Source organism: Couchioplanes azureus (genome assembly GCF_014648355.1).
Lineage (GTDB): Bacteria > Actinomycetota > Actinomycetes > Mycobacteriales > Micromonosporaceae > Actinoplanes > Actinoplanes azureus.
The window spans coordinates 192,524-206,259 of record NZ_BMQY01000005.1; the positions used below are offsets into that span (position 1 = coordinate 192,524).

Below are 13,736 nucleotides of genomic sequence, written 5' to 3' on the forward strand. Positions count from 1 at the left end.
GCAGGGCTCCTATAGATGCAGCAACATCCTCTTGTTGCCGAGGGTATTCGGCTTCACCCGTTCGAGGTCGAGGAACTCGGCAACGCCCTCGTCGTACGAGCGCAGCAGCTGCTCGTAGACGGCGTGCGGCACCGGGGCGCCGTCGATCTCGGTAAAACCGAACGAGCCGAAGAAGCGGGTCTCGAAGGTCAGGCAGAAGACCCGGGCCACGCCCAGCTCCCGGGCCGCGCCGAGCAGCTCCTCGACCAGGCGGTGGCCGATCTTCATGCCGCGGTGGGCGGGGTCGACGGCGACCGTACGGATCTCCGCCAGGTCCTCCCACATGACGTGCAGGGCGCCGCACCCGACGACCCGGTCCCGCTCGGCGTCCACGGCGACCCAGAACTCCTGGACGCTCTCGTACAGCGTGACGGTGGCCTTGCTGAGCAGCCTGCGGTCCTCGGTGTACGTGTCCACGAGCGCCCGGATGGCCTTCACGTCGGCGGTTCGGGCCCGGCGGATCTCGATCCGCACCGGCTCACCCGCCCCCGGGGGCGACGCACGGGCCACCGGACCACCACGCGCCGACGGCCGCACGGACCTCGTCGCCGAACGGGTTGACGCCGGGGCCGGCCGCCAGCGCGTGGCCCAGGTGGACGTGCAGGCACTTGACCCGGTCGGGCATGCCTCCGGCCGAGACCTTCGCGATCTCGGGCACGTGCCGCGCCGCCTCGCGCCGGGCCAGATAGTCCTCGTGTGCGGCCTGGTAACGCTTCGCCAGCTCCGGGTCCGCGGCGAGCCGGTCCTGCATCTCGCGCATCACGCCGGCCGACTCCAGGCGGCTGCACGCCGCCGTCGCGCGCGGGCAGGTCAGATAGAACATCGTCGGGAACGGTGTGCCGTCGTCCAGCCGCGGCTCGGTCTCCACGACGTCGGGGTTGCCGCACGGGCAACGGTGCGCGACGGCGCGGGTGCCGCGGGGGCGGCGGCCGAGCTGCTCGGCGACGATCTCGAGATCGGTCTCGGAAGGAGTCGTCATCTACTCTCGGGATTCTGCATTGGCGGCGGCGACGCTTCCCCACAGTGTGTCGTACCACCGGTCGGGGCCGGGCGCCGCGGTGCCGGCCGCGTCGCGGGCGGCACCGGCCGGGTCGTTCAGCACCAGCAGCGGCACCTCACCGGGCTTGACGTAGAACAGCCGGTCCCGCGCCTGGATGCGGATGTACTCGCGGTCCTTCCACTTGTCGACCTCCTCCTCCAGCCCCTTGATCTTGGCCTGCTGCGCGGCCTGGTCGGCGCGCATCTGGGCGATCTGGGACTCCTGGGCGAGGTAGACGCGGACCGGGTAGGTGTAGGCGAGGGCCAGCGCGACCAGCACGACGATGAGGACGGTGGCGCGCCCGGTGAAGGCCTTGGGGCGGGTCGCTACCGTACGCTTCGTGGCCCCGGCCGCCGCGGCGCGCCGCGCGGCCGCCGGCCTGCTGCCCGAGCGGTTGATGCTGCCGGTGGTGCGCGCGGTGGGAATGCGGCGCGGCTCGATGCGGGTCGCCCCGGTGTCGCGGACACGGCCGGATCGGGCGCCACCGCGGACCCCCGGACGCCCCGCCTGGCCGGTGGGCCGGCGGGTCGGACCCTGCCCACTCGGTGTGCGGCGCTGCGTCATCCCTGCCCTCCCCCGGCACTCGCCAAAGACCATGGAGTTGCGGCACCTGCCCGCCAGGCTATGCCCCCGCGGCGCGGCGCCACAACTCCATGATCCGTCGACGCAGCGTTACGCGGTGCGGTAACGCGGGAACGCGCCCGCCCCGGCGTACCGCGCGGCCTCGCCCAGCTCCTCCTCGATGCGCAGGAGCTGGTTGTACTTCGCGACCCGGTCCGAACGGGCCGGGGCGCCGGTCTTGATCTGTCCGCTGCCGACGGCCACGGCCAGGTCGGCGATGGTGGTGTCCTCGGTCTCGCCGGAGCGGTGGCTCATCATCGTCTTGAAGCCGGCCCGGTGCGCCAGGTCCACCGCGTCCAGGGTCTCGGTCAGCGAGCCGATCTGGTTGACCTTGACGAGGACCGCGTTGGCGGCACCCTCGGCGATGCCCCGGCCGATGCGGGTCGGGTTGGTCACGAACAGGTCGTCGCCGACGATCTGGAGCTTGCCGCCGAGCTGGGAGGTCATCGCGGTCCAGCCGGCCCAGTCGTCCTCCGACAGCGGGTCCTCGATGGAGACGATCGGGTACGTCTCGGCGAGCTTGGCGTAGTAGTTGATCATCTCCTCGGTCGACTTCGGCGTGCCCTCGAAGACGTACGCGCCGTCGGAGTAGAACTCGGTCGCGGCGACGTCCATGGCGAGCACGATGTCGGTGCCCAGGGAGAACCCGGCGGCCTGCACCGCCTCGGCGATCAGGTCCAGCGCGGAGGCGTTCGACGGCAGGCTGGGGGCGAAGCCGCCCTCGTCGCCCAGGCCGGTCGACAGGCTCTTCTTCTTCAGGACCGACTTCAGCGCGTGGTAGACCTCCGCACCGCAGCGCAGCGCCTCACGGAACGACGGCGCGCCGATCGGAGCGATCATGAACTCCTGCACGTCGACGTTCGAGTCGGCGTGCGCCCCGCCGTTGAGGATGTTCATCATCGGCACCGGCAGCACGTGCGCGTTGGGGCCGCCGACGTAGCGGAACAGTGAGAGCTCGGCGCTGGCCGCGGCGGCCCGGGCCACCGCGAGGGAGACGCCGAGGATCGCGTTCGCGCCCAGCTCGGACTTGTCCGAGGTGCCGTCGAGGTCGAGCATCTTCTCGTCGATGAGGCGCTGCTCGCTGGCCTCGTAGCCGACGAGCTCGTCGGCGATCTTGTCCTCGACGTTGCTGACCGCCTTCTCGACGCCCTTGCCGAGGTAACGGCCCTTGTCGCCGTCGCGCAGCTCGATCGCCTCGAACGCGCCGGTGGAGGCGCCGGACGGGACGGCCGCGCGGCCGGTGTTGCCGTCGTCCAGACCGACCTCGACCTCGACGGTCGGGTTGCCCCGCGAGTCGAGGATCTCCCGGGCGACGATCGCTTCAATGGTGGCCATCTGCCGTGGCTCCCTCATGTTCGTTCGGATGGATTCCTCAGACCGCGCCCCTGCGGCCGACCACGACCCTGAGGGTATCGAGCCGCGCTGACGGCCGTGGCGGCGGCTGGTGAACTTCGCCGGCCACATGCCTCAGGCCGGGGACCGGACTGCCGATCACCCCGGTTGCCATGACTACTCCCGCGCACCTCCCCGAGGCCGGCTCGTACGTCGAGATGACCGACGCCGACGAGCAGGCCGCCCGCGTCCGCGTGGTCTCCGCGGACAGCGCGGTGCTGACCCTGTCCTCGCCGCTGGCCGCCGTGCCGCCGGTCGGGGCCACCGTGACCCTGCGCTGGTCGGCGGCCCCCCGGGGCAGGTACGCCCTGCCCTGCGCGGTGGTCGAGGCCGACGAGAACCGGCTGGAGGTGCGCACGGCCGGCGAGGCCCAGGTCGAGCAGCACCGCGAGTTCGTCCGCGGCGGAGGCGGCGAGCGGATCATCATGCGCCGGCCGGGCTGGAACGACGCCCACGGCTGGATCCGCGACATCAGCGAGCACAGCCTGCGGGCCCACTTCGAGGGCGCGAACGTCACCGAGGGCGAGGAGCTCCAGCTCTGGATCCAGCTCGGCGGTGAGATCATCGACATCCCCGCGGTGGCGTTGCGCGTGGCCATGCTCCCCCAGCAGGTGCCGCCGGGGCCGATGTCGGTGGAGATCGTCGCCCTCTTCGACGTCGACGAGTCCCTGGCCCGGATCATCCGGCGCTATGTGATGCGCCAGCAGCTGCTGAGCCGTACGCGCGCCTGAGCCGGTTTGCGTGTGTTGCGGGCATCGGCCAAGGTGGGCGGGTGCTTCGAACCACCCTGCGCCGGACGGCCGCCGCACTCGCCGTGCTCATCCTGGTCCCGGGCTGCTCGGATCCCGGCGAGGCGTCGGCGGCGCAGGGCCTGAGCCACACCGACCTCGTGGCGGACCTCGCGGCCCAGCTCTCCGGGGCGGCCGAGCGCACCTACGAGGCGACGTACCAGCTCGCCGGCGGTGGCAGCGCGACGATCGCCCAGAGTCAGCGGCCCGTGCGGGCGGCGTACGTGTACCCCGGCGGCAAGGTGCTGGTCACGGCGGACGCGACCACCGAGTGCCGCACCGGCGCCAAGCCGGCCACCTGCACGATGACCGCCCCGGCGACGCCCACGAGCCCGCCGCCGCCCACGGTCTTCCGCGGCGCCGACACCAGCGGCATGGTGACCCCCGTCACGGTCCTCGGTCTGCTGAACAAGGCGGCCATGGACGCCGACGCGGAGGTCGCCCAGCACGACACGACGATCGCCGGGCGGCACGCGACCTGCGTGAAGCTGACCGGCGTGGACGACGCGGCCGCCCGGGACTTCGACACCTGCATCACCAACGAAGGGGTGCTCGGAAGCTTCAGCGGGGTGCTCGGCCAGGGGCGGGTCGAGGTCGCCATGACGCACTACACCGACCGCCCGTCCGAGGCCGTCTTCGACCTGCCCAAGGCGGCGAAGATGATCGACCGCCGCCGCGGCTGACCGGACCCCGCCCCGGCCATCCGGCCCCACCCGCGAACCCGGCCCGGCACAGCCCCGGACCCGCACCCCCGGCCCGTGCCCGGCCCGGCGGGTCAGACGCCGAGGAGGAAGGCCAGGTGGCGGGGCGGCGGTGAGCCGTGGGCGAGCATCGCGTCGTGCCAGGCCTTCGGGGTGGCGCCGAAGGGGCGGGCCGCCGCGATCGCCGCGACCTCCGTGTAGCCCACGAAGTAGGTGGAGAGCTGCGTGGAGGTGAGCAGCGCCCGTTTCCACTTGCCCGCGGCCTCTCCCTCCTCCTGGAAGCCGCGCGTCGTCATCAGGTCCATGGCCTCCGCCTCGGGCAGGCCGTCGCAGTGCACGAGCTGGTCGATGATCGCGTTGAGGCTCATCCGCAGCTGCATCTTGAGCTGCTGGAGCCGCACCGGCAGGCCGCCGAAGCCCAGGCCGGCCATCAGCTCCTCGGCATAGACCGCCCAGCCCTCCACGAACGGCCCGGAGAAGCCCAGCGCCCGCACCCGGGTGGCGGCACGGAAGCGGCGGGAGTGGGCGAGCTGCAGGAAGTGCCCCGGCATGGCCTCGTGGACGGTCAGGTTGCGCAGCATGTGGTCGTTGTATTCGCGGTAGAACGACTCGACCCGCTCGGGTGGCCAGTCGGCCGGCGCCGGGGCGATGCAGTAGAACGTCGGGACGTCCGCCGTCTCGAGCGGGCCGGGCGGGTCGCAGTAGGCCACCGCCACGCCGCGGGCGAACTCCGGCATCTCCTCGATGACGCAGGGGTCGTCGACCAGCGTCATCAGGCCGTGCTCGCGGACGAACTCGCTGGCCTCCGCCATCGTCACCTTGGCCAGGTCGACGATCGTGGCGTCGTCGGGGTGCTGCGCCGCGAGCTCGCCGAGGGCCCGGCGCACGGTGTCGTCGGTGGCGGGCCCGCCGACCAGCTCGGCGGCCGCCTCGCGGAGCCGGGCGCCGGCGTCGTCGAGGTTGCGGCGGGCGCGGGCGAGGACCTCGGCGGCGGGCAGCTCGGTGTCGAGGGTGTGCCACAGCCGGGCCTCCCACAGCGGCCGGCCCAGGCGCGGGTCACGGCCCGGCTCGCCGCTCTCCAGCCGGGCCCGCAGCCAGCCGTCGAACTCGCCGAACGCGTCCAGCGCGGCGGCCGCCGCCGGCTCGACGGCCGGGCGCAGGCCGGGCGCCTCGGCGAGCAGCCCGGGGAGCTCGTCGCGCACCAGCGCGGCCGCGCCGGCGAACTGAGCGACGGCGACCTCGGCGTGCAGCCGGGGCACGTCGCGCAGGACCGCCCGGGCGGTGGCCAGCGCGTCCGGTATCGCGGCGAGCCGGCCGCCGAGACCGGCGAGCCGCTCCTCCAGCGGGGCGAAGGGGCGGGACATCAGGGCGTGCAGCAGCGGGCCCGGGTTGTGGGACAGCGGGTTCCACTCGTGCTGGCGCACATCGGTCAGCTCGAAGACGCCGCGCTCCACGACGGCGGAGAGGATGGCGTGGTCGACCTGGTCCTGCGGGCCGAGGGCCTCCGGGTCGACGCCGGCGAGGGCGTCGGCCGCGTCCTTGAGCATGGTGACCCGTGCGGCGACCGCGCCGCTCGAGTGGTCGGGCAACCGGTCGTCGTAGCGGTGGTCGCCCGCGGACGAGGCGAGGGCGGGGTCACTGTCGAGGATGGCGTCGACGATGCGCTCGGCGAGCGGCACGAACTCCGGCATGAAGCGAAATCTACTCGCCGGGTGCGACATCCTCCCGAATCCGTACGGCGTCGGCGTACCGCAGGGCCGCCTGGCGCAGCAGCGCCTCGGCGTCGAGACCGTCCGCGCGGGCCTGCGCCACCGTGCGCAGCAGCGAGGAGCCGAGGTCGGCGCCGGCGGGCAGCGGCACGTCCAGACCGGCCCGGTCCGCACGCTGCAGGATCTTGGCGGCGAGCGACAGCGCGGGCTGGCTCAGCGCGATGCCCTCCAGGACGGAGTCGCGCGCCTTCTCCTGCTTCTTGATCCGCTCCCAGTTGGCGATGATCTCCTCGACGTCCGCGACGTCCTCGCCCGCGAAGACGTGAGGGTTGCGGCGGACCATCTTGTCCACCAGGCCGCCGGCCACGTCGTCGACCGTCCAGCGCTCGTCCTCGGGCAGCTCCTCGGCCAGCCTCGCGTGCAGCACCACCTGGAGCAGCACGTCGCCCAGCTCCTCGCGGAGCGCGGCGAGATCGTGCGAGACGATCGCGTCGTACGCCTCGTAGCTCTCCTCGAGCAGGTACGGCGCGAGGGTCTCGTGGGTCTGCTGCCGCTTCCACGGGTCGCCGCCGGGCGAGTAGAGCCGGTCCATGACGGCGACGGCGTCGAGCAGCCGGGCTCCCGGCGGATCCCAGGACCCGTAGCAGAGCTCGAGCTCGGCGAGGGACGGCTCGCGGGCCAGCCGCAGCCCGAGCCGGCGGGCGAAGTCCTCGTCGCCGGTGGCCCCGGCGAGCCAGACCACCGTGCCGTGCGTCCCGAGGAGCCCGATCAGCCGCTCGGGGTCGGGCTCGGCGACGGTGACGGTGACGCCGGCGGCGCGCAGGGCGGCGGCCTGGTCGCCGTCCGCCGCGGTCAGCACGGGCCCGGCGCGGACGAGGTCCCACGCGGCCGCCGTCAGAATCCCGGCCGGCAGCCGCGGAGAGGTGACCAGCAGGACGATCCGGCCGGGCCCGGGGGCCCGGGAAGGGGCGTCCGGCTCGGGGATCGGGGAAGCGTCGTCCGCCTCGGCGCCGGGCCGGGGCCGCATCAGGCCACGGTCGTCACGGCGGAGACGTCCGTGACGTACGCGTCCACGGCGTCGTCACCGGCGAGGGAGAGCACCACCAGCGGGACGTCCTTGCCGTCGGCGCCCTGCGCGGACAGGAGCGTGACCTGCTGGGCGCCGTACCGAGGATTGATCTTGACCTGCTGGTCGGCGACGATCTGCTCGAGCTCGCGGCGCATCGCCACGTACGTCTCCAGCAGCGACTTGTTCTCGGGCGAGAGCGTCCTCTGGAACTCCTCGAACGTCGAGTTCGGGTCGGTGGCGCCGCCCTTCGCCAGCCGCTGGAAGACGTCGCGCAGGTCGCCCTCGGTGAGCTGCGCGGGCTTGACGGCGGTCTGCAGCGCGGTCCGCAGCCGGTAGGTCTCTGCGTAGAGCCGGGTGAACTCCCACTCGGGCGAGTAGTTGCGGGCCTGGGCGACCTGCTCGACGGTCGGGGCGGCGGCCGGCTGCACGCCGTGCGCCTGCGCCGACTTGCGCAGGATGTCCACGCTGAGCAGCGTGTTGAGCACGTCCTGCTGCTTGATCGGCATGACCGGCGGCGGCAGCTCCTCGGTGGCGCCGGCGGCCTCACCCTGCCGCTGCGCCTGCTCACGCGCCTCGGTGAGCTGGTCGCGCACCTCGTCGTAGAGCACCTGGATCCGGTCCTCGGTGATCGTGCCGCCCGCGGTGTACGCGGCGACGTCCGGCGACTGCTGGCAGGCGGTCAGGCCGGTGACGGCGAGGACGGCGACGACGGCGGTGGATGCGAGTCGGCGGGCACGCTGCATGGTCATGACTCTCTCACGCTCCGGATGTGACGGCCGACACCGGGGCCGGGATGTCACCCAATACGTCCTTGAGCAGCTGCGTGCACCACTGCAGCAGCGCCTGGTCGCGCAGCGGCTCGCCGCCGATCCGGCGGGTGCTCGGCCGCGGCACGCTGACCTGGTCGTTGGCCTGCTTGTAGACGGCCTCCGGGTGGTAGCGCTTGAGCCGCATCTGCTTCGAGTCCGGCAGGGGCAGCGGCGAGAAGCGCAGGTGCTTGCCCTGGACCGAGACGTCGGTGAGGCCGTACGCCCGCGCGACGAGCCGGAACCGGGCGACCGCGATGAGGTTGGCCACCGGTTCCGTCGGGTCGCCGTAGCGGTCGGTCATCTCGGCGACCACCTCGTCCAGGCGGGCGTCGTCGCGGGCCTCGGCGAGCTTGCGGTACATCTCGAGGCGCAGCCGCTCCACCGCGATGTACTCGGTCGGCAGGTGGGCGTCGATCGGCAGGTCGACCTTGACCTCCGGCTCCTCCTCGGGCCGCTCGCCCTTGAACGCCTGCACGGCCTCCCCCACCATGCGGACGTACAGGTCGAAGCCGACGCCCTCGATGTGGCCGGACTGCTCGCCGCCGAGCAGGTTGCCGGCGCCGCGGATCTCGAGGTCCTTCATGGCCACGTACATGCCCGCGCCGAGCTCGGTGTGCTGGGCGATGGTGGCGAGCCGCTCGTGCGCCTGCTCGGTGAGCGGCTTCTCGCGCGGGTAGAGGAAGTACGCGTACGCGCGCTCGCGCCCCCGGCCGACCCGGCCGCGGATCTGGTGCAGCTGGGCCAGGCCGAGCAGGTCGGCGCGCTCGACGATGAGGGTGTTGGCGTTCGGGATGTCGATGCCGGACTCGACGATGGTGGTGCAGACCAGGACGTCGAACTCCTTCTCCCAGAAGCCGACCATCACCTTCTCGAGCTGCTCCTCGCTCATCTGCCCGTGCGCGACCGCCACCCGCGCCTCGGGCACCAGCTCGCGGAGCTTGCGGGCCGCCCGGTCGATCGACTCGACGCGGTTGTGCAGGTAGAAGACCTGGCCGTCGCGCAGCAGCTCCCGGTGGACGGCCGCGGCGACCTGCTTGTCGTCGTGCGCGCCCACGAACGTCAGGACGGGATGGCGCTCCTCCGGCGGCGTGGCGATGGTGGACATCTCCCGGATGCCGGTGATCGCCATCTCCAGCGTCCGCGGGATCGGCGTGGCGGACATGGTGAGCACGTCCACCGCGGCCCGCAGGGCCTTGAGCTGCTCCTTGTGCTCGACGCCGAAGCGCTGCTCCTCGTCCACGATGATCAGGCCGAGGTTCTTGAACCGGGTCGAGTTGGCCAGCAGCCGGTGCGTGCCGATGACGATGTCGGCGGTGCCGTCGGCGGCCTGCTCCAGCACCAGCGACGCCTCCTTGGGCGTCTGGAAGCGGGAGAGCTGCTTGATGCTCACCGGGAACTGGCTCATCCGCTCGGCGAACGTGTTGTAGTGCTGCTGGGCCAGCAGCGTGGTGGGCACCAGGATCGCCACCTGCTTGCCGTCCTGCACCGCCTTGAAGGCCGCCCGTACGGCGATCTCGGTCTTGCCGTAGCCGACGTCGCCGCAGATCAGGCGGTCCATCGGGACGGCCAGCTCCATGTCGTGCTTGACCTCGCTGATCGCCGCGAGCTGGTCGGGGGTCTCCGTGTACGGGAAGGCGTCCTCCAGCTCGCGCTGCCACGGCGTGTCCGGCCCGAACGCGTGTCCCTTCGAAGCCTGGCGCGCCGCGTACAGCTGGATCAGCTGGGCGGCGATCTCGCGGACCGCCTTGCGGGCCCGGGCCTTGCTCTTCTGCCAGTCGGCGCCGCCCATCTTGTGCAGCGCGGGCGACTCGCCGCCCACGTAGCGGGAGAGCTGGTCGAGCTGGTCGGTCGGGACGAAGAGCCGGTCGCCGGGCTGGCCGCGCTTGCTGGGTGCGTACTCGATGACCAGGTACTCGCGGTCGGCGCCGTTGACCGTGCGCTGCACGAGCTCGATGTAGCGGCCGATGCCGTGCTGCTCGTGCACGACGAAGTCGCCGGTCTTGAGCTCCAGCGGGTCGATCGTGTTGCGCCGGCGGCTCGGCATCTTGCGCATGTCCTTGGTGGACGCGCCGCGGCCGCCGCTGATGTCGTTGCCGGTGATGACGGCGAGCCGGGAGCCCTCGTCGACGAAGCCGTGGTTGAGCCCGCCGCAGGTGACCAGGAGCTGGCCCGGCTCCACGGCGCCGGAGATGGAGTCGACCGGGGTGACGCCGAGACCGGAGTCGCGCAGCAGCTCGGTGGCGCGCTGCGCGGTGCCGTGGCCCTCGAAGACGAGCGCGATCGCCCAGCCGGCGCCGGCCCACTGCTGCAGGTCGGCGGCGAGGCGCGCGGTGTCGCCGTGGTAGAGCGGCACCGGCTGGGCCTTCAGCGCGACGGCGTCCCCGGTGTCGGGGCTGACCTCCACCTCAGGCGTCTCCAGCCAGGGCAGGTCGGCGGCGGGGCGCTCGTCGGCGTCGGCCAGGCCGAAGGGCGAGACGGTCCACCAGGGCTGGTGCAGGGTGGCGGCGTGGGCGCGGACGTCCGCCAGGGTGCGGAAGGCGGCGGCGCCGACGTCGATCGGGGCCTGCCCGCCCACGGCGGCCGCGGCCCAGCTCGCCTCGAGGAACTCGTCGGAGGTGCGGGTCAGGTCGTGGGCCCGGGTGCGGATCCGCTCCGGGTCGCAGAGCAGCACATGGGTGCCGGCGGGCATGCAGTCGATCAGCAGCTCCATGCTGTCGGTGCCCTGCAGCAGCGCCGGGGCCAGCGATTCCATGCCCTCGACCGGGATGCCCTCGGCCAGCTTGTCCAGGATCTCCGCCAGCTCGGGGTGCTCCCGGGCCAGCTCGGCGGCGCGCGCCCGGACCGGCGGGGTGAGCAGCAGCTCGCGGCAGGGCGGCGCCCAGAGCCGCTCGGCCGGGTCGATGGTGCGCTGGTCGGCGACGGCGAAGGTGCGGATCTCCTCCACCTCGTCGCCCCAGAACTCGACGCGCGACGGGTGCTCGTCGGTGGGCGGGAAGACGTCCAGGATGCCGCCGCGTACGGCGAACTCGCCCCGCTTGGTCACCAGGTCGACCCGGGCGTACGCCATGTCGGACAGCCGGCGCGCGACGTCCTCGAGCTCGGCCTCGCCGCCGGGGCGCAGCTCGACCGGCTCGAGGTCGCCGAGGCCCTTGAGCTGCGGCTGCAGCAGGGAGCGTACGGGCGCGACGACCACCTGCAGCGGCTGCACGCCGGCCTCGCCGGGATGCGCGAGCCGGCGCAGGACGGCGAGCCGGCGCCCGACGGTGTCCGAGCGGGGCGAGAGGCGTTCGTGCGGCAGCGTCTCCCAGGAGGGGTAGACGGCGACGCCGTCGGACGAGATCAGACAGCCGAGGGCGTCGGCGAGGTCGTCGGCCTCGCGGCTGGTGGCGGTCACGGCGAGGACGGGCCGGGCGGCGCCGCCGATCGTGGCCGGCCCGGCGACGGCGGCCACGACGAAGGGGCGCAGCGCGGCCGGCGCCGTGAGGTCGAGCGCGTCCGAGTCGACGCCGCCCTTGCGGGCCAGGTCGCGGGCCCGCGCCAGCCCGCGGTCACGCAGGGCGGCCGGGACGAGGCCACTGAGTTGCATCAAAAAGACTCTCTCGAAGGCACATCGAAAAACCCCGACGCCAGTTGGACGGGGGGTATGGCGCCAAGCTTAGTCCGCCGACCGGCACCCCCGGAGCGACGGACCGCTATCGGACAGCATGTCCGACAAAGCGGCAAACGGGTACCTAAGACTGCCCGTTTGTTGTGGCATTTGTCTGGGGAGGCAATGTGCGGGTTCTTCTGCTCGTGACCGCGTTCAACGGCCTGAGCCAGCGGGTGTGGTGCGCGCTGCGCGAGGCCGGCCACGACGTCGGAGTGCTGCACGCGACCAGTCCGCAGGTCATGATCGACGGGGTGCGCGCCGCACAGCCCGACCTGATCCTGTGCCCGTACCTGAAGGATCGCGTCCCGGCCGAGGTCTGGCGGCACTGGCGGACGGTGATCCTGCACCCCGGGCCGGTCGGCGACCGGGGTCCGTCCTCGCTCGACTGGGCCATCACCGAGGCCGCCCCCGCGTGGGGGGTCACCGCGCTGCAGGCCGTCGAGGAGATGGACGCCGGCCCCATCTGGGCCACCCGCACCTTCCCCATGCCGGCCGCGCCCCGCAAGTCCTCCCTCTACAACGGCCCGGTCGCCGACGCCGCCCTGGAGTGCGCCTTCGAGGTCGTCGCCAAGGCCGCCGACCCGGCGTTCCGGCCCACCGCCGCCACCGAGATGACCGTCGAGGTGAAGGGCGCCCGGCCGCGGCCCGCGATGACCCAGGCGGACCGGGCCTTCGACTGGTCCGCGCCGACCGAGCACATCATCCGGCGGATCCGGGCGGCGGACGGCTTTCCCGGCGTGCGCACCGAACTCGCGGGCATGCCGGTCTTCGCCTACGACGCGCACGCGGGCCTGGCCCGCGGCGTGCGCCCCGGCACGCTCGTCGCCCGCCGGCAGGGCGCGGTGCTGGTCGGCACCGGCGACGGCAGTGTCTGGCTCGGACACCTGCGCGACGCGTCCCGGCCCGGCGGTTTCAAGCTGCCCGCCACCACGCTGCTCGGCCGGCGGCTGCGCACCGTGCCGCAGTCGCCACTGCCGGCCGGCATCGAGCCGGAGGCGCCGTCGTACCGGCAGATCCGCTACCGGCGCACCGGCGCGGTCGGCTGGCTCGCGTTCGACTTCTACAACGGCGCGATGTCCACCGGGCACTGCCGGCGGCTGCTCGCCGCGTTCCGGCACGCCGCCGAGCAGGACACCCGGGTCCTGGTGCTGCGCGGGGGCACCGACGCCTTCAGCAACGGGATCCACCTCAACGTCATCGAGGCCGCCACCGACCCGGCCGCGTCGGCGTGGGCGAACATCAAGGCGATCAACGCGGTGTGCACCGCCCTGATCCGCTGCACCCGGCAGGTCGTGGTGGCCGCGTACGCGGGCAGCGCCGGTGCCGGCGGCGCGATGCTGGGCCTGGGCGCGGACGTCGTGGCCGCGCGCGAGGGCGTGGTGCTGAACCCGTACTACGACATGGGCCTGTACGGCTCCGAGCTGCACACCTACACGCTGCCCCGGCGCGTCGGCCCGGAGACCGCCCAGCGGCTCATCGACGCGAAGCTGCCGGTCAGCGCGCAGGAGGCCGCGTCGCTGGGGCTCGTGGACGAGGTCGGCCCCCGCCACCCCGAGGCGTACGCCGAGTGGCTGACCGCGCTCGCCCTGCGGCACGCCGACCCGCGGACGGCCGGGCGGCGCCGGGCGGCCAAGACCAAGCGGCTCGCCGGCGAGCGGGTGCCGCTGGACGTGTACGAGTCCCGCGAGCTCGCCGAGATGAGCAGCGACATGTTCGGCGACCGGTCGGGATTCGCGGCCGCCCGGCGCACCTTCGTCGGCAAGGCGAGGACGGCGACGCCCGAGCGTCTGCTGCTGGCCGCCCCGGCCCCGCAGAACGCGGCCCGCCCGCGGCAGCTCGGCCGGCCGCGCAATCCCGTGCCGGCCGTGGAGCAGCCGCCGCGGCTGCGGTCCGCCACCCCCATGTCGGCCTAAGGACTAT

11 protein-coding genes are annotated in these 13,736 nt (G+C 73.2%); 3 read left to right on the forward strand and 8 right to left on the reverse strand.

The window, feature by feature from the left end; translation table 11 throughout:
• Window positions 1-9 precede the first annotated feature (9 nt).
• The 4 genes from IEY99_RS19430 to eno all read right to left on the reverse strand — a co-directional run bounded on the left by IEY99_RS19430 (window position 10) and on the right by eno (window position 3,034).
• Window positions 10-507, reverse strand: coding sequence for an amino-acid N-acetyltransferase (locus IEY99_RS19430; protein ID WP_189205818.1), 498 nt, complete (start codon window positions 505-507; stop codon window positions 10-12).
• Window positions 508-517: 10 nt separating this feature from the next.
• The gene (locus IEY99_RS19435; RefSeq protein ID WP_189205175.1) at window positions 518-1,018 is read right to left on the reverse strand and encodes a DUF501 domain-containing protein; all 501 of its coding nucleotides are present in this window, start codon (window positions 1,016-1,018) and stop codon (window positions 518-520) included.
• Complete coding sequence (locus IEY99_RS19440) at window positions 1,019-1,642, reverse strand: FtsB family cell division protein (protein ID WP_189205177.1); 624 nt, start codon at window positions 1,640-1,642, stop codon at window positions 1,019-1,021.
• 108 nt (window positions 1,643-1,750) lie between these two features.
• Complete coding sequence (eno, locus tag IEY99_RS19445; protein WP_189205179.1) at window positions 1,751-3,034, reverse strand: phosphopyruvate hydratase; 1,284 nt, start codon at window positions 3,032-3,034, stop codon at window positions 1,751-1,753.
• Window positions 3,035-3,204: 170 nt separating this feature from the next.
• On the opposite strand from eno, the gene IEY99_RS19450 reads away from it, so the two are divergent.
• Together IEY99_RS19450 and IEY99_RS19455 are read left to right on the forward strand one after the other, a co-directional pair.
• Complete coding sequence (locus IEY99_RS19450; RefSeq protein WP_189205181.1) at window positions 3,205-3,822, forward strand: hypothetical protein; 618 nt, start codon at window positions 3,205-3,207, stop codon at window positions 3,820-3,822.
• Between the two features lie 41 nt (window positions 3,823-3,863).
• Window positions 3,864-4,562: a hypothetical protein gene (locus IEY99_RS19455; protein ID WP_189205183.1), complete on the forward strand. Its 699-nt coding sequence runs from the start codon at window positions 3,864-3,866 to the stop codon at window positions 4,560-4,562.
• A gap of 92 nt (window positions 4,563-4,654) precedes the next feature.
• On the opposite strand, the gene IEY99_RS19460 is transcribed toward IEY99_RS19455, so the two are convergent.
• The 4 genes from IEY99_RS19460 to mfd are packed head-to-tail and all read right to left on the reverse strand — an operon-like array spanning window position 4,655 to window position 11,753.
• Window positions 4,655-6,271, reverse strand: a complete 1,617-nt coding sequence (locus IEY99_RS19460) for a DUF885 domain-containing protein (protein ID WP_189205185.1) — start codon at window positions 6,269-6,271, stop codon at window positions 4,655-4,657.
• A gap of 10 nt (window positions 6,272-6,281) precedes the next feature.
• Window positions 6,282-7,316 (reverse strand): nucleoside triphosphate pyrophosphohydrolase, encoded by a 1,035-nt coding sequence (locus IEY99_RS19465; protein WP_189205187.1) that lies wholly within the window; start codon window positions 7,314-7,316, stop codon window positions 6,282-6,284.
• Window positions 7,316-8,107, reverse strand: a complete 792-nt coding sequence (locus IEY99_RS19470; RefSeq protein WP_189205189.1) for a hypothetical protein — start codon at window positions 8,105-8,107, stop codon at window positions 7,316-7,318. Before IEY99_RS19470 ends, IEY99_RS19465 begins: the two co-directional genes overlap by 1 nt.
• 7 nt (window positions 8,108-8,114) lie before the next feature.
• Entirely contained in the window at window positions 8,115-11,753 is a 3,639-nt protein-coding gene (mfd, locus tag IEY99_RS19475) for a transcription-repair coupling factor (RefSeq protein WP_189205191.1), read from the reverse strand.
• Window positions 11,754-11,941: 188 nt separating this feature from the next.
• Between mfd and IEY99_RS19480 the strand changes: the two genes are divergently transcribed.
• Complete coding sequence (locus IEY99_RS19480; protein ID WP_189205193.1) at window positions 11,942-13,729, forward strand: hydrogenase maturation protein; 1,788 nt, start codon at window positions 11,942-11,944, stop codon at window positions 13,727-13,729.
• Window positions 13,730-13,736: the final 7 nt, after the last annotated feature.

Bases quoted from the DNA above. Each gene is read 5' to 3' on its own strand.
- IEY99_RS19435 (WP_189205175.1), bottom strand. From the start codon at position 1,018: ATGACGACTCCTTCCGAGACCGATCTCGAGATCGTCGCCGAGCAGCTC.
- IEY99_RS19440 (WP_189205177.1), bottom strand. From the start codon at position 1,642: ATGACGCAGCGCCGCACACCGAGTGGGCAGGGTCCGACCCGCCGGCCC.
- eno (WP_189205179.1), bottom strand. From the start codon at position 3,034: ATGGCCACCATTGAAGCGATCGTCGCCCGGGAGATCCTCGACTCGCGG.
- IEY99_RS19450 (WP_189205181.1), top strand. From the start codon at position 3,205: ATGACTACTCCCGCGCACCTCCCCGAGGCCGGCTCGTACGTCGAGATG.
- IEY99_RS19460 (WP_189205185.1), bottom strand. From the start codon at position 6,271: ATGCCGGAGTTCGTGCCGCTCGCCGAGCGCATCGTCGACGCCATCCTC.
- IEY99_RS19465 (WP_189205187.1), bottom strand. From the start codon at position 7,316: ATGCGGCCCCGGCCCGGCGCCGAGGCGGACGACGCTTCCCCGATCCCC.
- IEY99_RS19470 (WP_189205189.1), bottom strand. From the start codon at position 8,107: ATGACCATGCAGCGTGCCCGCCGACTCGCATCCACCGCCGTCGTCGCC.
- mfd (WP_189205191.1), bottom strand. From the start codon at position 11,753: ATGCAACTCAGTGGCCTCGTCCCGGCCGCCCTGCGTGACCGCGGGCTG.